This is a genomic window from Klebsiella sp. HN106 (assembly GCF_051209435.1).
GTDB classification, from domain to species: Bacteria; Pseudomonadota; Gammaproteobacteria; order Enterobacterales; family Enterobacteriaceae; genus Klebsiella; species Klebsiella oxytoca.
In genome coordinates, this window is sequence record NZ_JBLURD010000001.1 from 1,208,895 (window position 1) to 1,230,914 (window position 22,020).

General features: G+C 44.1%; 19 protein-coding genes. 2 read left to right on the forward strand and 17 right to left on the reverse strand.

The window, feature by feature from the left end; translation table 11 throughout:
- Positions 1–10: 10 nt before the first annotated feature.
- From ACSIPU_RS05725 to ACSIPU_RS05750, 6 genes are all read right to left on the reverse strand, one after another.
- Positions 11–2,068, reverse strand: a complete 2,058-nt coding sequence (locus ACSIPU_RS05725; protein ID WP_133497832.1) for a methyltransferase domain-containing protein — start codon at positions 2,066–2,068, stop codon at positions 11–13.
- 19 nt (positions 2,069–2,087) lie between these two features.
- Positions 2,088–3,380: an ABC transporter ATP-binding protein gene (locus ACSIPU_RS05730; RefSeq protein ID WP_032728450.1), complete on the reverse strand. Its 1,293-nt coding sequence runs from the start codon at positions 3,378–3,380 to the stop codon at positions 2,088–2,090.
- Between the two features lie 2 nt (positions 3,381–3,382).
- Positions 3,383–4,168 (reverse strand): O9 family O-antigen export ABC transporter permease subunit, encoded by a 786-nt coding sequence (wzm, locus tag ACSIPU_RS05735; protein ID WP_023321275.1) that lies wholly within the window; start codon positions 4,166–4,168, stop codon positions 3,383–3,385.
- A 5-nt stretch (positions 4,169–4,173) separates the two neighbouring features.
- Complete coding sequence (gene rfbK, locus ACSIPU_RS05740; RefSeq protein WP_123829774.1) at positions 4,174–5,556, reverse strand: O9 family phosphomannomutase RfbK; 1,383 nt, start codon at positions 5,554–5,556, stop codon at positions 4,174–4,176.
- A 23-nt stretch (positions 5,557–5,579) separates the two neighbouring features.
- Positions 5,580–6,995: a mannose-1-phosphate guanylyltransferase/mannose-6-phosphate isomerase gene (locus ACSIPU_RS05745; RefSeq protein WP_196557464.1), complete on the reverse strand. Its 1,416-nt coding sequence runs from the start codon at positions 6,993–6,995 to the stop codon at positions 5,580–5,582.
- A 298-nt stretch (positions 6,996–7,293) separates the two neighbouring features.
- A complete protein-coding gene (locus ACSIPU_RS05750; RefSeq protein ID WP_156529680.1) occupies positions 7,294–7,557 on the reverse strand; it encodes a hypothetical protein in 264 nt (87 codons plus the stop codon).
- Positions 7,558–8,128: 571 nt separating this feature from the next.
- Here ACSIPU_RS05750 and ACSIPU_RS05755 point away from each other — a divergent pair.
- Positions 8,129–9,133, forward strand: coding sequence for an NAD-dependent epimerase (locus ACSIPU_RS05755; protein ID WP_196557463.1), 1,005 nt, complete (start codon positions 8,129–8,131; stop codon positions 9,131–9,133).
- A gap of 466 nt (positions 9,134–9,599) precedes the next feature.
- Positions 9,600–9,722, forward strand: coding sequence for a small membrane protein (locus ACSIPU_RS05760; RefSeq protein WP_004138729.1), 123 nt, complete (start codon positions 9,600–9,602; stop codon positions 9,720–9,722).
- Between the two features lie 562 nt (positions 9,723–10,284).
- Here the strand turns inward: ACSIPU_RS05760 and ugd are convergent.
- The 11 genes from ugd to ACSIPU_RS05815 form a co-directional block, all read right to left on the reverse strand.
- Positions 10,285–11,451: a UDP-glucose 6-dehydrogenase gene (gene ugd / locus ACSIPU_RS05765; RefSeq protein WP_064372561.1), complete on the reverse strand. Its 1,167-nt coding sequence runs from the start codon at positions 11,449–11,451 to the stop codon at positions 10,285–10,287.
- A gap of 193 nt (positions 11,452–11,644) precedes the next feature.
- Entirely contained in the window at positions 11,645–12,199 is a 555-nt protein-coding gene (rfbC, locus tag ACSIPU_RS05770; RefSeq protein ID WP_102100373.1) for a dTDP-4-dehydrorhamnose 3,5-epimerase, read from the reverse strand.
- 14 nt (positions 12,200–12,213) lie between these two features.
- Positions 12,214–13,104 (reverse strand): dTDP-4-dehydrorhamnose reductase, encoded by an 891-nt coding sequence (rfbD, locus tag ACSIPU_RS05775; protein WP_087805403.1) that lies wholly within the window; start codon positions 13,102–13,104, stop codon positions 12,214–12,216.
- 31 nt (positions 13,105–13,135) lie between these two features.
- Entirely contained in the window at positions 13,136–14,005 is an 870-nt protein-coding gene (gene rfbA, locus ACSIPU_RS05780; RefSeq protein WP_004113948.1) for a glucose-1-phosphate thymidylyltransferase RfbA, read from the reverse strand.
- 13 nt (positions 14,006–14,018) lie between these two features.
- Positions 14,019–15,083: a dTDP-glucose 4,6-dehydratase gene (gene rfbB, locus ACSIPU_RS05785; RefSeq protein WP_135800835.1), complete on the reverse strand. Its 1,065-nt coding sequence runs from the start codon at positions 15,081–15,083 to the stop codon at positions 14,019–14,021.
- 205 nt (positions 15,084–15,288) lie between these two features.
- Complete coding sequence (gene gndA / locus ACSIPU_RS05790) at positions 15,289–16,695, reverse strand: NADP-dependent phosphogluconate dehydrogenase (protein WP_196557462.1); 1,407 nt, start codon at positions 16,693–16,695, stop codon at positions 15,289–15,291.
- Positions 16,696–17,043: 348 nt separating this feature from the next.
- A complete protein-coding gene (locus tag ACSIPU_RS05795; RefSeq protein ID WP_196557461.1) occupies positions 17,044–18,489 on the reverse strand; it encodes a lipopolysaccharide biosynthesis protein in 1,446 nt (481 codons plus the stop codon).
- Between the two features lie 8 nt (positions 18,490–18,497).
- Complete coding sequence (locus ACSIPU_RS05800; protein WP_196557460.1) at positions 18,498–19,364, reverse strand: glycosyl transferase; 867 nt, start codon at positions 19,362–19,364, stop codon at positions 18,498–18,500.
- Positions 19,365–19,376: 12 nt separating this feature from the next.
- Positions 19,377–20,267, reverse strand: coding sequence for a glycosyltransferase family 2 protein (locus ACSIPU_RS05805; protein WP_102100383.1), 891 nt, complete (start codon positions 20,265–20,267; stop codon positions 19,377–19,379).
- A 19-nt stretch (positions 20,268–20,286) separates the two neighbouring features.
- Positions 20,287–21,162, reverse strand: a complete 876-nt coding sequence (locus ACSIPU_RS05810) for a glycosyltransferase (RefSeq protein ID WP_082236978.1) — start codon at positions 21,160–21,162, stop codon at positions 20,287–20,289.
- 4 nt (positions 21,163–21,166) lie between these two features.
- Complete coding sequence (locus ACSIPU_RS05815; protein ID WP_102100385.1) at positions 21,167–22,009, reverse strand: glycosyltransferase; 843 nt, start codon at positions 22,007–22,009, stop codon at positions 21,167–21,169.
- Positions 22,010–22,020 lie beyond the last annotated feature (11 nt).

Sequence of the window (22,020 nt, forward strand, 5' to 3'; positions counted from 1 at the left end):
GTGACTCACCTTATCTCTTGTTTTTAAGCTCGCTAAAAATTGAATTAACTTCCGGAGGCAATAACTCTGGATGTAATATCTGTTTTTCAGTCTGCGACTGATTTTGTGGGTCGTTATGATAAGGGTTATGTGAACCAGGATTCATACGACGATGCAAACGATAAGCAAAGTCATAAATTCCAACTTTATGCAGTAGATTGATAGCTCTCTGCTTTAGCCGTGGATGTGCACGCAGAAAAATGAATATTTTGCCAAGTACTCGTTTCAGTAAATGCTTAAAACGCTGCCTGAAGCCATACTGGCGAAGTAAATAGTACTGCATGCCAGCATAACGATACCACTTCGTCATTTTCCATGAGCGGCTATTATGGATTTTAGCGATTTCATGGCGGAGATTCTCTGCCTCTTGTCGCGCATCATTGAGCTGAGTATGGAGTTGCATAACCTCTTCAGAATCTACAGTTTGACTCGGCTCAACCTCGACACACTGCTGTGCATCGGTGATAACGTCTTGTGGCGGATACTCACGCTTTTCAAGCGTCTGAATACTCTCACCCATCATATTTATCAGGGATGTGAGTTCATTGATTTGCGACTCAAGACGGACAACCCGCGCATCCGTATTGCGTATTTGCGTTTGACCTTCCAACAATACGGGCTCCTGAGCCCGGACCCATAGATCAGAAGCATCCATAGCGGAGCTCGCAGCCGGTAGAGCATCTTTGGTATTAAAGAGTCGTTGGAGTAAAGCAAAATTCCACTCACCAACAGGATGTTTCCAGAATGCTGTCAACCAATTTGAATACGGTTCAGGCAACTGGAAAGGGCTTAATGGTGCGGAACGCCAGAACCCCCCCCAGGATTTATTTTCACCAAACAGTTCATTTACAAAAATAATGAACGACTGGAAAATATTAACTGGCCAGCTGCAGTCTTGTTGCACACTTCCAACCGAACCAAAATCTATTAAACGAGCGCTGTCATTATCGTCAATTAAAACATTCCAGGTTCTGAAATCATCATGATACAGACCATGCTCTTCCAAAATAACCAGCTGATCGAGAAGATCGGAAATAACTTTTTCCCGATTAATATGCCGTCCGCTGGCCAGAACGTCGTTTAACAGCTCTCCGGGTATTTTTTCCATTACCAGCCATCCCGCAACTTCATTCCCCCCGGAAGTAAACAACGCGGGCACTTTTAAGCCAGATGGCGGAGATTTGAGAAAAGCTTCTTCATGGGCGAGTTCTGTACGATTACGCTCGCTTTCCTTATCAGTTAGTAAACCACTTACCGTACTATAACGATAGAACTTACATATGAAATCAGAAGAGAAATAATAGCGACGGCTCTGCTTATGCGCAAAACCTGCCCCGGTATAAGGACTGTCGCGCCATGAAGTAAAAGGCTGATTAAATTCCGGAAGAATAACCCTGTGGTTACTGATAATATACATCGGACGTGAAATATTAGACAAATGAGTGTCAAATCTTCCAATCAATCGATAGAAAGCACACTGTTCAATAAGCTCACGCGGATCTTCTGGCTGGGATTCCCCCCAATACAGCGGTTCCTCTTTAACAGCGAGTTCGAGAATCATCGCCTGCGTCAGGTTTGCCAATCGCTCTAGCAGCGTTCTGACTTCCGCAATCCCATGCAGATGAACTATGTGGTGAAAAACACTTAGCCCAATGGCAAGATCGAACTGGTTTTCTTCCAGCGTGCTGATAATGTCTTCGATGCGCCCGACTTGAAATCTAACATCACAATGTGGGTTTTCTTCAGCAAGCGCCTGGCAAACATCAATGTTCTGCTGTAGAAAGTCGATACCTAATACGCTGGCGCCCTTGCTTGCCAGACTTAAACTGAAGAATCCCTGCGCACAGCCCAGATCGAGAACCCGCAGTGGCCTGCCTAACTCTCTGGACAAGGTGTCATATTCTTCACTAATTAGCGCGAGCCGTTCATTACAGTCGCGTGCAGCATCACCATCCCACTCAGGATGCCCAAAAATAGTCTGATAAATCTCAGGTAATTCGCTAACCAATTTATGTGTATTAGTAGTCATGGAATATTTTTTCTCATCTTCATTGGTAACTATTGAACGTCGACTTCAGGTCAATCACACCCCAGAAATCCATGCTCTTAGTTACATGCAAAATGATGGAGTCATAGCGACGATCGAGCGGTGTCATATCGGTTTGCGGGCTTCCCTCTGAAATGCCAAACGACAGAAGATAGTCACCACTATTTAAATCAACCGGAAAACTGAATTTAAATACCCGAACGTCCCCACGTGATACCGAAATATTTTCCCGACCTTCCGAGGCCAGGAAGGAATTGGTACCATAGAGAAATAAACCATCCAAAGTCTTGATTAACAAACCAGGCACTACGCAGTCAAAATCATATTCAAAGACAACTTTCATCATGAAGTCAGTCTGCTGGTTTCCAGTCAGTGACGGTGGATAATCTATCCCGGAGCTTTGGATATGATAATCAATGATCTTTGCGCCCCCCTGTCCCCAACGATATTCTTCAGGTCGATAGCCTGGGCGGGTATGGAAAACGTCAGCAACCTCATCAAGTGACATATGGACGCCGCTGTCACTATTTTTTGGTTTTTTAGCCACTTGCGCAGCATTTTTGTCCGCTTTACCGAATAACTCATCAAGATAGCGGTTGGTCACTTCACGCGCGGAGCCATCGAGGCAAATATTACCATCTTTCAAGAAGATAGCACGATCGCAATGCTTAACTATATCACCGGCGCTATGAGATACGAGCAGTAAGGTTGTCCCCTGCTTTTTGAAATCAGCAATCCGTGCATAACATTTAGCCTGGAAACGAGAATCACCAACGGACAAGGCTTCATCAACGATCAAAATATCCGGACGGGAAGCAGTGGCGACCGCAAAAGCCAGACGCATCTGCATACCGCTCGAATAGATGCGTACCGGCTGGTTTATATAGTCGCCTATATCAGCAAAGGCCTCGATTTCCGGCATTAAACGCTCGATATCATCGCGATTTAAACCCATCATTAAGCCGGACATATAAACGTTCTGAATACCGGTAAAATCAGGATGAAAACCCATCCCTAACTCCAAAAGAGCAGCCACCCGGCCATGAATTTCAATTGACCCCTCAGTAGGCTGAGTCGTACCGGTTAACAATTTTAGTAAGGTACTCTTCCCGGCGCCATTAACCCCGACGATGCCGATAGACTCGCCAGGTTCAACGTTAAAGTTAATATCCTTGAGTACCCACTTTTTGCTGTGTCGCGACTTATTGCCCGGTAATAACTTCTCAATAACCCGGTTCCATTTCGATGAGTAATATTTATACGCCTTGCCGACGTTCTGAACTTTAATGGTCATGATCAAATCTCGTCCACAATATCAGCTGAGTGTTTCTTAAACAGGCGCCAGGCAAATAAGAACAGAATAAGGGATAGTATGGTTACCGGTAGCAAAGCCATCCAGTTAGGGCTTTGATGGTACAACATCACATTCTGGTAAGACGTTATAATTGTTGCCATTGGGTTATACGCCAGCAGTCCCGAAACCCACTCTGGTAAAGTTTTAGAAACATAAACAATGGGAGTGAACCAGAACCAAAACTGGAGCAGAATGTTAACAAATTGCCCAACGTCACGGACAAAAACATTCAATACCCCGAGGATAATGCCCAGGCCCAAAGTAAACAGCATCTGTATCATCAACACCGGAATAATTTCGAAAAAGATCCAGCCCGGGAAATTACCGGTAATAAGCAGAAACAGCACAAACAGGCCAAATATGATCAAAAAGTTAATAAATGCAGAAGCAGTGATAATAATTGGCAAACAGATGCGCGGAAAGCTGAGTTTTTTGAGAATATTGGCATTCGACAAAAAAACGTTGACGAGATTGTTAAGCGTTTCGGTAAACAATCCCCACGTCAATACTCCCGAACAGAGATAGATGCTGTAAGCAAAGGGGCCATCCATACCGGCCAAACGTGCCCTCATCAGCTCCGAAAAGATCAGCGTATAGACGGAAATCATGGCAACAGGCTGTAAAATCAGCCATGCGGCCCCCAAAAAACTCGTTTGATAACGAGACTGGAAGTCTCGTTTAACGCTGTCAATGATAAAACCACGATAGCGATAGATCGCTGAAAACATCGGACTCAAAGCGATTCCTCTTTTAACATATTGAGCAACTCGGCAGTCTTCTCCTTCATCAACGCGGTATCAGCTTTTGACTCCACGTTGAGACGCACTACCGGCTCGGTGTTCGAGCTGCGCAGGTTAAAACGCCACTCCGGATATTCAATACTGATGCCGTCTGTGGTGTCCACGTTGACGGCATCCGGTTCATAGCGTTCACGGATGCGCGCTATTGCCGCCGCCGCATTCTCCAGCTTGCGGTTTATTTCCCCCGACGCCGGGAACGCCGCCTGCCGGTCCGCCACCAGCGCCTTCAGCGGGCTGTTCTTCAGGCACAGCAGCTCCGCCACCAGCAGCCACGGGATCATCCCGCTGTCGCAGTAGGCGAAATCGCGGAAATAGTGGTGTGCGCTCATCTCCCCGCCGTAAATCGCATCTTCCTGACGCATCCGCTCTTTAATGAACGCGTGCCCGGTCTTCGACATCACCGGCGTCCCGCCGCTGCGGGTCACCATATCCACCGTATTCCACGTCAGACGCGGGTCATGAATAATCCGGGCGCCCGGCTGCTTCTGCAGGAACGCTTCCGCCAGCAGGCCAACAATATAATAGCCTTCGATAAATTCTGCATCGTTATCAAACATAAAGCAGCGGTCGAAGTCACCGTCAAAGGCGATACCCATGTCCGCGCCGTGCTCGCGCACCGCATCCGCGGTGTCCTGCCGGCACTCCGGCAGCAGCGGGTTCGGGATACCGTTCGGGAAGTGGCCGTCCGGCTGGTGATGCACCTTGATAAAGGTCACCGGCACGCCTGCCGCCACAAAACGTTTCTCCACTTCATCAATCACGTGACCGGCTGCGCCGTTGCCGGAGTTCACCACCAGCTTCAGCGGACGGGTGAAGCTGGCCAGGTTCACGTAGCCCATCAGGTGGTCCACGTACTCCTGCAGCACCGATATATGACGCAGGGTGCCGCGACGGGACGCGTCCACCGGCGCAAACTGGTTCTCTTCCGCCAGGCGCTGGATATCGCGCAGCCCGGTGTCGCCGCTGATGGGCTTCGCGTTTTCACGCACCAGCTTCATGCCGTTGTAGTTCATCGGGTTATGGCTGGCCGTCACCTCTATCCCGCCGTCCACGCCCAGGTGGAAGGTGGCGAAGTAAATCTCTTCGGTCCCGCTCAGACCAATATCCAGCACGTCCGTTCCCGCATCCATCAGGCCTCTGGCCAGCGCCAGCTTCAGCGACTCGCTGGTCAGACGCACATCGCCACCCACCACGATCGTTTTCGGCTTCAGAAATTCACCGTAGGCGCGTCCGATACGGTAGGCGATATCTTCGTTTAATTCTTCGCCCAGTTCACCGCGGATATCGTAGGCTTTAAAACAAGTTAGCTGTGTCATTCGGAATCAATGTCCTGCAAAAGTTAGCAACGACCATACTGGTCTTTAATACGGATAATGTCGTCTTCGCCCAGATAGGAGCCGGACTGGATCTCCAGCACTTCCAGCGGGATACGTCCCGGGTTCTCGAGGCAGTGCTCGGCACCAATGGGAATAAAGGTCGACTGATTTTCAGTCAGCAGGAACTGTTTGCCGTTGACCGTTATCTGCCCCGTCCCGGCGAGGATCACCCAGTGCTCGGCGCGGTGGTGGTGCATCTGCATGGAGAACGCCCCGCCCGGCTTGACGGTGATACGGTTAACGTTGAAGCGCGGCGTCTGGACCACCACGTCACAGCGGCCCCACGGACGGTAGATTTCGCGGTGTCGTTTGTATTCGCTGCGCTGGTTGGCCTTCAGGTACTCCACGACCTTTTTCACGTCCTGGGCGCGGTTTTTATTCATCACCAGCACCGCATCCTTGGTGCTGACGATCACCAGGTCCTCAACGCCGATAGCCGCCACCAGCTTTTCGTCGCTGTTGATGTAGCAGTTCTGGCTGTTGTGCACCCAGGCATCGCCGGTCAGCACGTTGCCCAGCTCATCTTTCGGGCTGACGTCCCACAGGGCTGACCATGAGCCGACGTCGCTCCAGTCTGCGTCCAGCCCCACCACCACCGCATCGGCGGTCTTTTCCATCACCGCATAGTCAACGGATTCGTCGGGACAGGTGCTGAACACCTCATACGGGATGCTGATAAAGTCGCTGCCGCTGTCGGCGGCGCGGACCGCAGCCGTGCAGACTTCGAGAATATCCGGGCGGAATTTGGCCAGTTCGGAGAGATACTTTTTCGCCCGGAACATGAACATGCCGCTGTTCCAGTAATATTCTCCGGAGGCCAGATAGGCCTGCGCACGCTCCAGGTCCGGCTTCTCGACAAAGCGGGCGACCTGATAAGGCGTGTGCTCTCCTTCCCCCAGCGCATTGCCGCGCTGGATATAGCCGTAGCCGGTTTCGGGGGTGTTCGGAACGATACCGAAGGTGACCAGATGGTCAGCCTGCGCATACTGCTCCGCGACGCGAATGGCGTCGTGGAAGACCTGCTGATTATTGATGATATGGTCCGCTGCCAGGACAAGCATCAGCGGGTCATCGCCATTCTGCGTGGCCTGCAGCGCCGCGAGGGCGATGGCCGGTGCCGTGTTGCGGCCCACCGGCTCGAGGATGATATTTTTCGACAGTTTACCGAGCTGTCTCAGCTGTTCAGCCACCAGGAAGCGGTGCTCTTCATTGCAGATAACCATAGGCTCATGGGTATCCAGACCGGAGAGACGCGAGATGGTTTCCTGCAACATGGAGTTCTGCCCGTACAGTCGGAGAAACTGTTTTGGATAGAGTTCACGGGACATCGGCCACAGGCGGCTACCGGTGCCACCCGCCATAATCACAGGAAGTAACATGATAAAATCCTTAAATAAATAATCATTTTGTTTACTATCAATCAACGGCACACGTTTGGCTTCAGGCTGGATTTTGCGCACGCTACCGCCCTTGGCTTTCGCTACCAAATTGCGTCGGGCCTTATTGTTGTACCCACTCTCTTACGGCGTTAATGCAGTCGCTGCGTTAGCGCCAGGTGAGTCGTTCCCCAGACCGGCTAAGCACTTCGGCGCTAAACGATCTGCCTGAGAGCTTAATCATTCTAAAAACAGAGATATGTTGGCGAACATATCTCTGTTTTCATCCGTAATCGCACCATCACACGCGCAAAAAACGCAGAGTACTTTCGCCGTTTCCGTAAGGGCTATCCATCAGGACTTTCTCATTTAGTAAGGATAGAACACTGCCGCTGTCGGCAGACGCATTGGCGGAAAGAGATGCTTTGCAGGCGTAGAGAGAAGCGAGAGAAATACGCTGAATGGCGATGTTAACGGCAGCGCTGCGGGAGAATGCCAGAACACTCTGGATACCAGTGGAGGCTGAGCAGAACGGATTGACTCTCTTTTTTAGCATTACGCTCACGATATGTTCCAGAAGATGGGATGGGTGGTTCATATCTCGACAACACATACACCATACAAACGAATTATCTGCGAAGTATACGCGTTGGCCTAAAAGAATAAAAATGAAAAAGCTCAATGAAAAATAAATTCAACAGATGAACTTCAGGCCTGGCTTTTTTCCACCCTCACTCAGATGCTTAAGAAATAAAAATAAAATCAACAACTTAAAAACAAGCTCGGATTTTAGCTTGGTTTTTCCGAATGATCATGCATGAAACGTAAGCAAATTCATAAATCACGACAATATGAATTCAACTTATTTCATCTCGAAAAAAAGATCATATTGTGAACAGAGAAATCATTACCAGCCATAAAGACCACAGAGTTATTATTTGCCAGCTAAGCTAAATACATGATAATCATTATTATTTACGACATTCTCTGGCGGGGAAGGCTCTTATGAAATGCTTCTCTCAAGCTTTTGCTGGCGACAACTTAACCGCTAACGGTAAAGCAGGTGATCCCTACAGCAAGCCAGTGTAAAATCGGCAATTATATATAGCGGGGCAAAGTGAACCCGGAGGATAAATATGAAGTTTTTAGTGACTGGAGCCGCAGGATTCATCGGTTTTCATGCGTGCAAACGCCTTCTGCAGGCGGGTCATGAGGTTGTCGGACTCGACAACATGAACGATTACTATGATGTCAATCTGAAGCAGGCCCGGCTGGATTTGCTGCAATCCCCCCTGTTCAGTTTCCATAAAATCGATCTGGCGGATCGTGAAGGTATTGCCCAACTTTTTGCTCATGAGAAATTTAACCGGGTGATCCACCTTGCTGCCCAGGCTGGCGTTCGCTACTCACTGGAAAATCCGTTCGCTTATGCTGATTCCAATCTGATTGGTTATCTGAACATTCTTGAAGGCTGCCGACATAATCACGTTGAGCATTTGCTGTATGCTTCATCGAGCTCGGTTTATGGTTTAAACCGCAAGATGCCATTCTCAACCGACGATTCGGTTGACCATCCGGTTTCTCTGTATGCCGCTACGAAGAAAGCAAATGAGCTGATGGCGCACACCTACTCTCACCTTTATGGTATTCCGACCACCGGATTGCGATTCTTTACGGTCTATGGCCCGTGGGGCCGTCCGGACATGGCGCTGTTCAAGTTCACAAAAGCCATGCTGGAAGGAAAGAGTATTGATGTCTACAACTACGGCAAGATGAAGCGCGACTTCACCTACATCGATGATATCGTCGAGGCGATTGTACGGATGCAGGACATTATCCCGCAGCCCAATCCTGAATGGACCGTTGAGACAGGTTCTCCGGCTGACAGCTCTGCGCCCTATCGTGTGTATAACATCGGGAACAGCTCACCGGTTGAGCTGATGGATTACATCACTGCGCTGGAAGAAGCGCTGGGTATGGTCGCGGAAAAGAATATGATGCCTATTCAGCCAGGCGATGTGCTTGAGACCAGCGCGGATACAAAGCCGCTGTATGATATGGTGGGATTCAGACCGCAAACAACGGTCAGTCAGGGGGTGAAGAACTTCGTTGACTGGTATAAGGCATATTTTAAGGTGTAATGCCCCCGGGCAATGCGCATGCTATTAAGCCGCAGCGGCACCCCGCTGCGGCTTTTCTGTTTGGTAGGCCATGTTGAGCAATCTTACGATTCTGTCGGTAACAGAGCAGGCTGGGTAAAGTGGCGCGGAACAGCCCATACCGTACATTAACGAAACCTGAATCTGGTAAAAACAAAATATCACCAGAAGCCGAATACAGCCCTTCCCTTACGCTATCTGAAGAGCATTAGCTTAGACAGATTATCATCCCCAGAGGGTCTGGCTGGCATTTGAGTCTGTTACAGATCGTTTATTCATAGCAGAAGCCATAAAAAAGATTTATTCACTTTCCTGTAAAAAGCCACAACCTCCATATAGGAATTTTCTTAATTCCAGGATATGTTAAGCATGTCAGGGCGGACTTTGTCAGAAGTATTAGTTCGCAAGCAAACGGATTTATCACATTCCTTTCATTCTGGTACGAATTATGGCAAACATAATTTTCTTAGCAGTTGCTGCCATCCTGTTGATTGTTTCCGTTTATTTTCTGATTTCTTATATTAAGGACCAGAAAAAAACCAAGCTGACTTTTAACAAGCGAAAGTGGTGAAAAGAAAACTTAATATAATTATAATACTGGCATAGGAAATAATAATATAAAATACTGCCAGCAGTGGAGATACGTTCCGTCTTTACAGCTGGCGCTGGAAGCTATTTTATAAAAGTTATTAGAATCGGAAACAACATCCCAGACATCAGGATGATTTTTTATGCCCACGGCTAACTCATGTATACTATACCTCCCCCCTGAACGATCCCGAAGCGTCGGTTTAAACTGGAATCTGAATCTCATCGCATTCCAGGGCAGGATGCTGTACACCGGCAGGAACTGATAAACAACAAAAGCCTGCAAGCAGGCTCTGTTTTACCTTCCGGCGCTTATCTCCAGCGTCTACATCTCAGTGACGGTAGCTCTTCACAAGGTGAATTTAACATATCCGACCTCAATGATTGCGACAAGATGAACAATTGAAGAATTTAAGCGGGGTCACGTTTTTTAAGGGGATATGGTTTAGGTGAAGGAACGGTGAGACTGGCAGAAAAAATGCGTAATCATTTAGAGGGGGAGGAAAGCGGTGGCCGGCAGCTGCTGCTCCCGGCCAGAAGACAGATTAGTCACTGCCAAATAAATCGCGGGTATATACCTTATCTGCAACATCCGACAGCTCTTCAGCCATACGGTTAGAGACAATCACATCAGCTTCTTGTTTGAACGCTTCAAAATCGCGAACAACGCGGGAATTGAAGAATTCATCTTCCTGCATAACCGGTTCATAGATAATAACCGGAATACCTTTAGCCTTAATACGCTTCATGATGCCCTGAATTGAGGAAGCGCGGAAGTTATCAGAACCACTCTTCATGATCAGGCGATAGATCCCAACGACCTTAGGCTTACGCGCCAGGATAGAGTCAGCAACGAAATCTTTACGCGTGCGGTTAGCATCAACGATGGCGCCAATAATGTTATTCGGTACAGATTCGTAGTTCGCAAGCAGCTGCTTGGTATCTTTCGGCAGGCAGTAACCACCGTAGCCAAAGGACGGGTTGTTATAGTGGTTACCAATACGCGGGTCGAGGCACACGCCTTCGATAATCTGCTTACTGTTCAGGTCCTGGCTCTCAGCGTAGCTATCCAGTTCATTGAAGTAAGCCACGCGCAGCGCCAGATAGGTATTGGCAAATAACTTGATTGCTTCAGCTTCGGTAGAATCAGTAAACAGCGTCGGGATATCCTGCTTGATCGCCCCTTCTTTCAGGAGATTAGCAAAACGTTCCGCGCGTTCTGAACGCTCGCCAATAACGATACGCGACGGGTGCAGGTTGTCATAGAGCGCGCGGCCTTCACGGAGGAACTCTGGAGAGAAAATAACATTATCAATGCCCAGGCGCTCTTTAATATCACGAGTAAAACCAACGGGGATGGTTGATTTAATGATCATGACCGCATCAGGGTTAATCTCGGTAACATCGCGAATAACGGCTTCAACGGTCGACGTATTGAAGTAGTTTGTTTTCGGATCGTAGTCAGTCGGCGTGGCGATAATGACATAATCTGCATTGCGATAAGCATCATGCTTGTCAGTTGTTGCGCGAAAATTCAACGGTTTTTCCGCCAGGTATTCCTGGATCTCCTTATCGACAATCGGAGAAATCTTTTGGTTAATCATATCAACTTTAGATTGAATGATATCCAGCGCCACCACTTCGTGGTTTTGCGCAATCAGGATGCCATTCGATAAACCGACATAACCGGTACCGGAAATAGTAATTTTCATTCGATCACACTTTAATCAGTTAACTGGACGGCGGCGAGTAGCCGCTAATTAATCAAAACTGTTGATGTTTCTACTCTTAGAAAGAATGTAAGTCAAGTAATACATGAAAATGAATAGCTGTCATTAAATATTTTCTGAAATTATGGATAGGCCCTTATAAAGGCCTATCCAGTTTTGAAGAAATATTTAATGATTATTTATATACTTCTGCAGTCGCTAAGGTATGAGCCTGCAAATCTTTATCAGACAAAGAGAGTGAGCAGTCAGCAAGGTCAGGCCATTCGATGTTAATCTGAGGATCATTCCATATAATACTGCGCTCAGATTGAGGTGCGTAGTAATTAGTTGCTTTATATACAAACTGCACCGTTTCGCTCAACGCCATGAAGCCATGGGCAAATCCTTCTGGGATCCACAGTTGACGCTTATTATCCGCGCTCAGTACCGCCCCTACCCATTTACCAAAAGTTGGGGAAGAGCGACGGATATCAACCGCCACGTCAAAAACCTCTCCTTCAATACAGCGAACCAGTTTACCTTGAGCATGCGGGTCAAGCTGGTAATGTAGACCGCGCAGGACGCCCTTCTGCGACTGAGAATGGTTATCCTGGACAAACTCGACTTTCCGTCCAACAACTTCATCAAAGAATTTACTGCTGAAGCTTTCAAAGAAAAAACCGCGCGAATCGCCGAAGACGCGTGGCTCGAAAATTAGAACTTCAGGGATATCTGTCTTAATAATATTCATAATTATCTGCCTGTTTACTTACCCAGAACTTCAGTTACCACTCGTGCGACACCCTGGCGCCAGTCCGGTAACGTCACACTAAATACGCGTTGGAATTTCTCGTTTGACAGGCGCGAATTCAGCGGACGTTTCGCAGGCGTTGGATAGGCAGAGGTCGGAATACCGTTCACCTCTTTAACAGCCAACTCAACTCCCTGTGCACGAGCCACTTCAAAGACATACTTAGCGTAGTCATACCAGCTTGTTTCACCGCTGGCTACCAGATGATATGTTCCAGCTACCGAACGGTTACGCTGCTCTTCACGTATAGCGATTGCCGTACAGTCAGCCAGCATCTCTGCGCCAGTTGGCGCTCCATGCTGATCATTAATTATCGACAATGTCTCTTTCTCGCCAGCCAGACGCAGCATCGTTTTAGCGAAGTTCGCTCCACGAGTGGCATATACCCAGCTGGTACGGAAGATAAGATGTCGTGGATTCGCTTGCTCCAACGCTATTTCGCCGGCCCGCTTAGTTTCACCATATACATTTAGCGGTCCAGTAGCCTCATCCTCAGAACGATAATGAACCCCCTGACCATCAAATACATAATCCGTTGAATAGTGAACCATGAGAGCGCCGAGCTTTGCTGACTCAGTAGCAAGGACAGCTACGCCTCGTTCATTCAGCAAGTCAGACAGTTCGCGCTCGCTTTCTGCCTTATCCACTGCCGTATGCGCTGCCGCATTCACTACCACATCAGGTTTAACCGAGCGGACTGTTTGAGCGATCCCTTCCAGATTAGTCAGATCACCGCACAAATCTGTATCAAAAAAGTCTACAGCAACCACTTCGCCCAATGTTGAAAGCGCGCGCTGCAGTTCCCAGCCTACCTGACCATTTTTACCAATAAGTAAAATCTTCATACATCAGTATCCTAATTATGACCGGCAGTCATTAATGCTCATTAAGCAGACGTTTCAGGTAAGCACCGTACTCTGTTTTCTTCAGGCGTTCGGCCTGAGCCGCCACACCTTCAGCGCTGAGCCACTGTTTGCGATACGCAATTTCTTCCAGACAAGCAACTTTCATTCCCTGACGTTTTTCAATGGTATGAATAAATTGCGAGGCTTCAATCAGGCTGTCGTGTGTACCGGTATCAAGCCAGGCGAAACCACGGCCAAGTAGTTCTACCTGGAGATCACCACGATCAAGATACATCTGGTTCAGCGTGGTGATTTCAAGCTCCCCACGCGCGGATGGCTTAACTTCCTTCGCCATTGCCACTACATCGGTGTCGTAAAAATACAGTCCGGTTACTGCCCAATCGGATTTTGGCTTCAACGGTTTCTCTTCAATCGATAGAGCTTTAAAGTTCTCATCAAACTCCACCACACCAAAACGTTCCGGATCGAGAACCTGGTAGCCGAAGACTGTTGCACCTGATGTTTTGCTGGCGGCGGCATCCAGTTTCCGGCCAAAGCTTTGGCCAAAGTAAATGTTATCGCCGAGTACTAACGCACAGGCATCATTACCGATAAACTTCTCACCGATAATAAAGGCTTGTGCCAAGCCATCTGGAGAAGGCTGAATTGCATATGAGAAATTCACGCCAAATTGAGAACCATCTCCCAGCAGACGCTGGAATGCGGGCATATCCTCCGGCGTGGTGATAATCAGGATATCCCTAATTCCCGCCAGCATCAGAACGGAAACCGGATAATAAATCATCGGTTTGTCATAGATGGGCAGCAGTTGCTTAGAAACACCTTGGGTAATTGGATATAGGCGTGTGCCGGAACCACCGGCGAGTACAATTCCTTTCATTCTCTTTTCCTTGTTAGTTGTTCAGGCCAAGACGCTCACCGGCATAGGAGCCATCGAGCACACGTTGCCACCAGGTCTGGTTATTCAGATACCAATGGACTGTTTTCTCAATCCCACTTTCGAATGTCTCTTCCGGCACCCAACCGAGATCGCGCTGAATTTTCGCCGCATCGATGGCATAGCGGAGATCATGACCCGGGCGGTCTTTCACAAACGTAATTAGATCAGCAAACTGGTTTATATTACCTGGCTTCTGTTCAACGACTTTATCGAGAATGGCGCAGATAGTGCGAACAACATCAATGTTTTTACGCTCGTTGTGTCCGCCGATGTTATATGTCTCGCCACTGTGGCCTTCAGTCGCCACTTTGTACAACGCACGAGCATGATCTTCAACGTACAACCAGTCACGGATTTGCTCGCCATTTCCATAGACAGGAAGCGGTTTACCAGCTAACGCATTGAGTATTGTCAACGGAATGAGTTTTTCCGGGAAGTGGTACGGGCCATAGTTGTTGGAGCAGTTGGTCACCACCACCGGCAAGCCGTAGGTGCGGTTCCAGGCACGAACCAGGTGGTCGCTGCCAGCCTTGGAGGCCGAGTAGGGACTGCTCGGCGCATACGGAGTCTCTTCTGTGAAGAGATCATCAGTACCATGCAGATCGCCATAGACTTCATCAGTAGAAATATGGTGGAAGCGGAAAGCTTGCTTATGTTCCGGGTCCAGAGCTGACCAGTACTGACGGGCAGCCTCCAGCAAAGTGAAGGTCCCAATCAGGTTGGTCTGAATAAAGGCAGCAGGTCCGTCGATGGAACGATCTACATGGCTCTCTGCGGCCAGGTGCATCACAATATCCGGGCGGAAATCGCTGAACTGCTCTGCGACAGATTTAGCATCAGTGATATCTGTCTGGGAAAACGAGTAGCGCTCATTACCAGAGACCGGAGCCAAGGATTCAAGATTACCAGCGTATGTAAGACAATCAATTACCCGAACTTCGTCGGAAGTATTCTCAATAATATGACGGACAACGGCAGAACCAATAAACCCTGCGCCACCAGTGACAAGGATTTTCATATTTTATTTACCTTTAATTACCAACACCAGATAAGAATGATAAACATCCTTTCTAAGAAATACTTTCATATATGTATCTTAGATTGAATGTCTATATATTACGATGAATATAAAAGCAGATGCAAAAACTCAAAATTTGGATAATATCTACTCTATATATTTAAATGCCCGGAATGATTAATCCGGGCTAGTATTACTAAAAAAATTAATCAAGCCATTCAGTATGGAATACACCTTCTTTATCAGTACGCTTATATGTGTGCGCGCCGAAATAGTCACGCTGCGCCTGAATCAGGTTAGCGGGCAGAACAGCGGAACGATAGCTATCGTAGTAGGCAATAGCCGCAGAGAAGGTTGGAACCGGAATACCATTCTGCACTGCATATGCAACCACATCGCGCAACGCTTGTTGATAATCATCGGCGATCTGCTTGAAGTAAGGCGCCAACAGCAGGTTGGCAATACCCGCATTCTGCTCATAGGCATTAGTGATCTTTTGCAGGAACTGAGCACGGATGATGCAGCCTGCACGGAAGATTTTTGCAATCTCGCCGTAGTTCAGATCCCAGTGGTATTCATCAGACGCAGCACGGAGTTGGGAGAAACCTTGAGCGTAAGAGACGATTTTGCCCAGATAGAGAGCGCGACGAACTTTCTCAATGAACTCTGCTTTATCACCAGCAGTCTTCGCTTGCGGCCCGGTAAGAACCTTAGAAGCAGCAACACGCTGGTCTTTCAGGGAGGAGATATAGCGAGCAAAGACTGACTCAGTGATAAGCGATAGCGGTTCGCCCAGATCCAGAGAACTCTGGCTGGTCCATTTACCGGTACCTTTGTTTGCTGCTTCATCAAGGATCACGTCAACCAGGTATTTACCCTCTTCATCCTTTTTGGTGAAGATGTCTTTGGTGATGTCAATCAGATAGCTGCTCAGCTCACTTTCATTCCACTCAGTGAAAGTTTGCGCAAGCTCTTCATTAGAAAGCGCAAGGCCACCTTTCAGTAAAGCGTAGGCCTCAGCGATCAGCTGCATATCGCCGTATTCAATACCGTTGTGAACCATTTTGACATAATGACCAGCACCATCCGCACCGATATAGGTTACACAAGGCTCACCGTCTTCTGCAACAGCGGCAATCTGCTTAAGAATTGGCGCAACCAGTTCATAAGCTTCTTTCTGACCACCAGGCATGATAGAAGGACCTTTAAGCGCGCCCTCTTCACCGCCGGACACACCGGTACCAATGAAGTTAAAGCCTTGTGCAGAAAGTTCGCGATTACGACGAATAGTATCCTGGAAGAAGGTGTTACCACCATCAATGATGATGTCACCCTTATCCAGGTAAGGCTTCAGAGAGTCGATGGCACTGTCAGTGCCTGCACCCGCCTTCACCATTAACAGGATACGGCGCGGAGTCTCGAGTGATTCAACAAACTCTTGCACTGTATAATGTGGGACCAGCTTCTTGCCGGGATTCTCGGCAATAACTTCTTCGGTCTTTTCACGGGAGCGGTTGAAAACGGAGACGGTATAACCACGGCTCTCGATGTTGAGCGCAAGGTTACGCCCCATCACTGCCATACCGACAACCCCGATCTGTTGCTTGGACATTACATACTCCTGTCAGGTGTGGTCACTGTGGCAAATCCACAGTCTAAAATAGCTATATTGTGAACTTAAGCCAAAAAAAGCCAGTTGTAAATATTTCAGCTCATAAATAACACAATATGAATAACTCTTTATTACCATTATCAAGATTCAATTAAAATGATGACAACATTTTTAACTAAATTAAAAAATGGCACAAATGAATAAAAAAGTAGCAACTCTTAGTCAAGTTACCTCAAACTGGAATCATCAACATTTAACACACTTAAAAATAATGTTTTATTTCAGCATACACACAATCTCTAGAAAATAAATTACAATAATAGCTTAAATATAGAGATTATATTAACATTAAGAGCTAGACCTTTGAAGTATTTTATAAACAAATCTTCGCACATCTGAGGATAACAATATGATTGAAGCAGCATAACTAACAATGCCGATTAATATTTGAAGGATAAAGTTAATTAGATCACTATTAGAACCATTATAGCCATGATAAAACAGCCTAAAAGAATCAATAGACAAATACATAATAGCCGTACATATAACCACAATATAGATTTTCTTTAAAAAAAACCAAAAAGAACAATCTATTATGCGTAATACAAAAAACATCACAGGGAAAAGATTGAGTACATTAGAGTAAAAATATAGCTTAACAAAAGTTACAATATCATAATTCACACCAATTAAAAATGCCCCTACCTGAAGGGCAGCACCTAGAATACCAAGCCTAAATAAAATTTTTGTGTCACCCATTGCGGTGAAAATCGTACCTGTGCTGCTTAACAATGACTGAATTATTGCTGTAGGTGCTAACCAAACTAATAAATCAGCAGCCATAAGCCATTTTGTTCCTAGACAAAAATAAATCAATGGCCCACTTAATAAAGCAAGACCAATCATCAAAGGCATAACTAACAAAAGTATAACAAAAACACAGTTTAAATAGATAGTTCTAATTAAAATGACATCATCCTGATACCTGCTAATGATAGGAAGAAGTGAACGATTGACCACAAAAGTTAAACTTTGAAGAGGAAATAGCATAATGCGATATGCCATATTATAAATACCTAGTGTTGTGGCATTCATAAATTTTCCAATTAGAAAGGTATCAGCATTTCTTGAAAAGTAATTAACAAAGTTAAATAATGATAAATTCCCACTAAATGATAATATTTCTCTGAAAACAGCAGCATCTATCGAAAAAAATCGTTTAGGTTTCCATGATGAAAAATAACAAAACAAAATAGTAGTAATTAAACTCAACGATAAAGCCTGTGAAACAAGACTATAAACACCATATCCTAAATAAGCCAACACAAGTGCAATTACCAGTGAAATCAATGCCGCAGTAATTTCAATTTTAGCGATAAGACCAAATTTCGATTCTCTGGAAAATAAAGCTATATGAGTAGAAGAAAATGCAGAAATTGGGAATGTCAACGATAGCAAAAATAACACGGAAAATAATTTTGGCAATGCAAAATAACTAGCCATTAAAGGTGAGACAACAACAATTAGTAGACAAACAATTAAACCAAGAATTATATTCAAACTAAAGACAGTATGAATTATACTATCGTCGATGGCTTTACGTTGAATTAAACTTACATTAGTGCCCAAATCTCTAAATAACATACCAAAGTTAACAACAACTAAGGCTATAGCCATCACACCATACTCACTTGGTAGTATTAGCTTTGCTAAATAAAAGATATTGATTAACTGAGCTAAGATTTTTATAGCCTGCGAAAAGGTATTCCATTTGGCGTTGGTTAATAGATTCATATTTGGATTTAATTTTTACACTGGTAGAATTTTTTTACTCTCGGATGAGTCCCTGTAATTAGTCCCTTGAGAAGGATATGGAAATATTTCCAGCGGAATAATCTCAAGCACTTATAAAAACATTTTATATACAAGTACAACCCAAATAAAGTAGGATATCTCCTTAAAGTGATCGCCCTATCCCACAAAACTTCTTGAAATCTAAAATCACTGAATTTCTTCTCACTACCTGACAAACCATGATTAATTTTACAAGAGGATAAAAAAGTTAGATCTGGGTATTTTCGCGACAGTACTTTAATCCGCTTGAAGAAACTAGAATCGACTCCATATAGAGCATATGAAGTATCAAATGGTGTCACCTTTTCAATGTTGAATAGCTTTAACACTGATATAGGAATGGTTAAGCCAGAGCCTATAGAGTATACTTCAAAATCCTTAACAAGAAATTTGAAATTATCTAAAGCGGTAATACGGTTCACTCTCGGATAATATACAACCCCATCATTATATGATTTAATTTTTGGTAATAGTATTTCCTCATTTAAATTACTTAACGCCTCAAAGAAATCATCTGTAAGTTCAGTATCATCATCAAGAAGAATAAATCCTTCAACCGTATCTTCAAAACGTTCAAAGAAGTCATTATAAAGAATAGAAAGGGGAATGTTTTCAACATGATTTTCAAGGAAAACATTTTCAAAGGATAAAGCAGATAAATAACTGGAATCCTTAATTTCAGTTGGTCCGTTATTTACAATTAATAATGAAGAACTCTTGATATTATGTTGCATCAAGGAGTTAAGCGTTTTAGAATCTTTTAAATCTTTATCATACATAACTACTAAAAAGGCAAAATTTCTTTGTAGTTCCATCCTATCTCATCCCTAAATTTTGAAGAAATACTTATTCATAAAACTCATATAAAAGTTAATCATAAAATTTCGTATTTTTTTCTTATAATTATAAGGCCTAACAGGAGGAAGCTCTTCATCATTATATTTAAAATCACTGCTATTTGTTAAGTCATCATTATTTACTACTCGATATAACTTTAATTCTTCAGAATCAGGAGCAGTAAATTTTCTTTTAGAGTACCACTGTTCAACAGATACCTTTTCATGTGTGAAAGAAGTTCCTGAATCAGGGGCATTTCTCAAAGCAAGTCTTGCATCAATTTGATTAATGCTTCTGTATTGATAGTGTTTCAAACGTATTCTTTTTGAATATGGATATCTTAAATTACAGGGCCACTCAAGTAATTGAGGCCAGCAAATGAGATTGGTATGCTTAACAAACCTTATCTCAGAATGATTGCATTTATACCATTCCAGCCTTTTTAAGACACTGATTTCCGATGATAAACTATTTTTTTCATTTATATAATCATCGTAGGTGAAATAATATTGAAATGAAGCATTATAGACATGATCAAAATTGCCTGGAATAGCGGAGAGAAAATCTCGTGGATCATCAATATAAAACTCATCCCCATCAAGACGACACCACCAATCCCCCTCTTTCGCGATTTCTCTATAATCTTTGAATAAAACCTGACGCAAGCCCAGATAAAAAGCACCACCATATTGCCCCCAAATAATAATCTTTGGATTGACATTTGCATATTCTCTGATAAGGGAAAATGTACTATCCGAACTATTATTGTCTATAACAAAGATCTTATCGGCCCATAAAGATGCATGTTCTAATGCTTCAATAACTATATCTGCTTCATTTTTAACAGTCATCAAAGCATAGATTTTAAATGAATTTTTCATTTCGACTAATCCCTCAATATTATTTTCCAAGATATGGCCCTAATTTCCCAACAAAACCATGATAAAGTCCTAATAACATTAGTTTTAATTTCTTACGTTTGTCTTTTTCATAAAAAATAACACAAACAAACTCATGCACAGTCCTTAGAAAATTTAGGTAAAAATAAGATGGATAATCTTTTAAAAAATCTAAAGATGAGTGTAGACCATTTCGAATAATGTAATATTTACGTAGTGCTGAATGGTGATTCGGCTTAAACGTCACACCTAATAATTTATGTTTCGTTCTCTCGCCAATCGCATGATTTAAACAAATATCTCTATTTATAAAAATGTCAACGCCTTTCCTACATAATTCAAGACAATAATAGGTATCGACATGATCGATAATATAATCTTCTCGCATTCCTTCCATCTCGTTCCAGACTTTTGCAGAAATCCCCATACCAGATGTAATTGCTGTAGATGTTATAACTCCCGACTCAACAATATCATAATTCCATTTATTAAAAGTTACGAACACAGAATAGGTTTCTGAATTGCGGTCGAAAAAAATAGGGCAGACAGCATCGGCTTTATGATCATATATAAAGGATTGCATCTTTTCGAAAAAATCTGAAGGAATGTGAGAATCCTGATCAAATGTAAACACAAAATCAACATTTTGAGAGATCAGGTAATTAATTCCCTTATTCAAAGCCCCCGCAATACCACCAATGTTCTTATTTGAAATAAATGATACTGTATCGTTAAATACTGAAGGATATTCATTGTCATTGTAACTATTATCTACAACGACTATTTTCATAGAAGTGAATTCTTCAGAGTATTTATTGATTTTTTCAATAACTTCTTCATCTGGATTAAAGAGAACGAATACGGAGCCGAATTTCATAAATTTATCCTACAATTTTATTTTTAAAAAAACTCAATATCAAATTTGGTTGTTTTCTTAGGATGCTCCAATATGCCACATCAAAAAAAGAAGCTTTATTTTCAATTAGATTCACCATAAAATCTATATATTTTGATTTTTCACCTTCATATAAATTAGAATTTCGTTCTTTAAGATCCTTTAATGCTAGATTTAAAGGATATTTTTTTGACACACGATTATTAACATCTATATGATCATGATACATGATATAAGTTGCTTTATTGGAGCAGTGAAATTTTCCTTTAGCGTTGGCTAACCGTAGCCATGTATCCCAATCCTGAAATCGCTTAGCCCTAACATCAAACCCACCAATGCTTCTAAGATAATCTGTTCTAGTAAAAACTTGGTTTGAACAGATATTGTCATAAAGAATATCATTAACTGACGCATCAAAGGATTTTTTTCGAGGGTAATGTTTTTTCTTTCTTCCATCAGAAAAGATTTCATAAAAATTGGCACAAATAAATGAATAATCATCATGCCATTCAGAAATAAATTCATTTACTCTATTGCTAAGGAACTCATCATCGTCATCTAAACCTGTTATGTAATATCCACTAGCCTTATCAATAGCTAAATTTCTAGCGAAGCAAGCTCCTTTACTAGTTTCATTTTTTAGATAAATGATTTTATTGTCATTAATCAAATCATTTATACTTTGTTCTGTGCCATCAGTTGAACCATCATCAACAACAATAATTTCAATATCAGGATGCGATTGGTTTAATACAGATAATATAGCTCTTCGCAATTGTGTTTTTCTGTTGTGCGTAGTGATATACACAGTGACTCTGTTTTTATTCAAAGTTTTACTCC

What these genes read in the sequence shown, in the direction of transcription:
- ACSIPU_RS05745 (WP_196557464.1), bottom strand. Translation starts at nt 6,995, where the DNA reads ATGTTACTTCCTGTGATTATGGCGGGTGGCACCGGTAGCCGCCTGTGG.
- ACSIPU_RS05730 (WP_032728450.1), bottom strand. Translation starts at nt 3,380, where the DNA reads ATGACCATTAAAGTTCAGAACGTCGGCAAGGCGTATAAATATTACTCA.
- wzm (WP_023321275.1), bottom strand. Translation starts at nt 4,168, where the DNA reads ATGTTTTCAGCGATCTATCGCTATCGTGGTTTTATCATTGACAGCGTT.
- ugd (WP_064372561.1), bottom strand. Translation starts at nt 11,451, where the DNA reads ATGAAAATTACTATTTCCGGTACCGGTTATGTCGGTTTATCGAATGGC.
- ACSIPU_RS05760 (WP_004138729.1), top strand. Translation starts at nt 9,600, where the DNA reads ATGGCAAACATAATTTTCTTAGCAGTTGCTGCCATCCTGTTGATTGTT.
- ACSIPU_RS05725 (WP_133497832.1), bottom strand. Translation starts at nt 2,068, where the DNA reads ATGACTACTAATACACATAAATTGGTTAGCGAATTACCTGAGATTTAT.
- ACSIPU_RS05795 (WP_196557461.1), bottom strand. Translation starts at nt 18,489, where the DNA reads ATGAATCTATTAACCAACGCCAAATGGAATACCTTTTCGCAGGCTATA.
- rfbD (WP_087805403.1), bottom strand. Translation starts at nt 13,104, where the DNA reads ATGAAGATTTTACTTATTGGTAAAAATGGTCAGGTAGGCTGGGAACTG.
- rfbB (WP_135800835.1), bottom strand. Translation starts at nt 15,083, where the DNA reads ATGAAAATCCTTGTCACTGGTGGCGCAGGGTTTATTGGTTCTGCCGTT.
- rfbK (WP_123829774.1), bottom strand. Translation starts at nt 5,556, where the DNA reads ATGACACAGCTAACTTGTTTTAAAGCCTACGATATCCGCGGTGAACTG.
- ACSIPU_RS05800 (WP_196557460.1), bottom strand. Translation starts at nt 19,364, where the DNA reads ATGGAACTACAAAGAAATTTTGCCTTTTTAGTAGTTATGTATGATAAA.
- ACSIPU_RS05755 (WP_196557463.1), top strand. Translation starts at nt 8,129, where the DNA reads ATGAAGTTTTTAGTGACTGGAGCCGCAGGATTCATCGGTTTTCATGCG.
- ACSIPU_RS05810 (WP_082236978.1), bottom strand. Translation starts at nt 21,162, where the DNA reads ATGAAATTCGGCTCCGTATTCGTTCTCTTTAATCCAGATGAAGAAGTT.
- rfbA (WP_004113948.1), bottom strand. Translation starts at nt 14,005, where the DNA reads ATGAAAGGAATTGTACTCGCCGGTGGTTCCGGCACACGCCTATATCCA.
- ACSIPU_RS05805 (WP_102100383.1), bottom strand. Translation starts at nt 20,267, where the DNA reads ATGAAAAATTCATTTAAAATCTATGCTTTGATGACTGTTAAAAATGAA.
- rfbC (WP_102100373.1), bottom strand. Translation starts at nt 12,199, where the DNA reads ATGAATATTATTAAGACAGATATCCCTGAAGTTCTAATTTTCGAGCCA.
- gndA (WP_196557462.1), bottom strand. Translation starts at nt 16,695, where the DNA reads ATGTCCAAGCAACAGATCGGGGTTGTCGGTATGGCAGTGATGGGGCGT.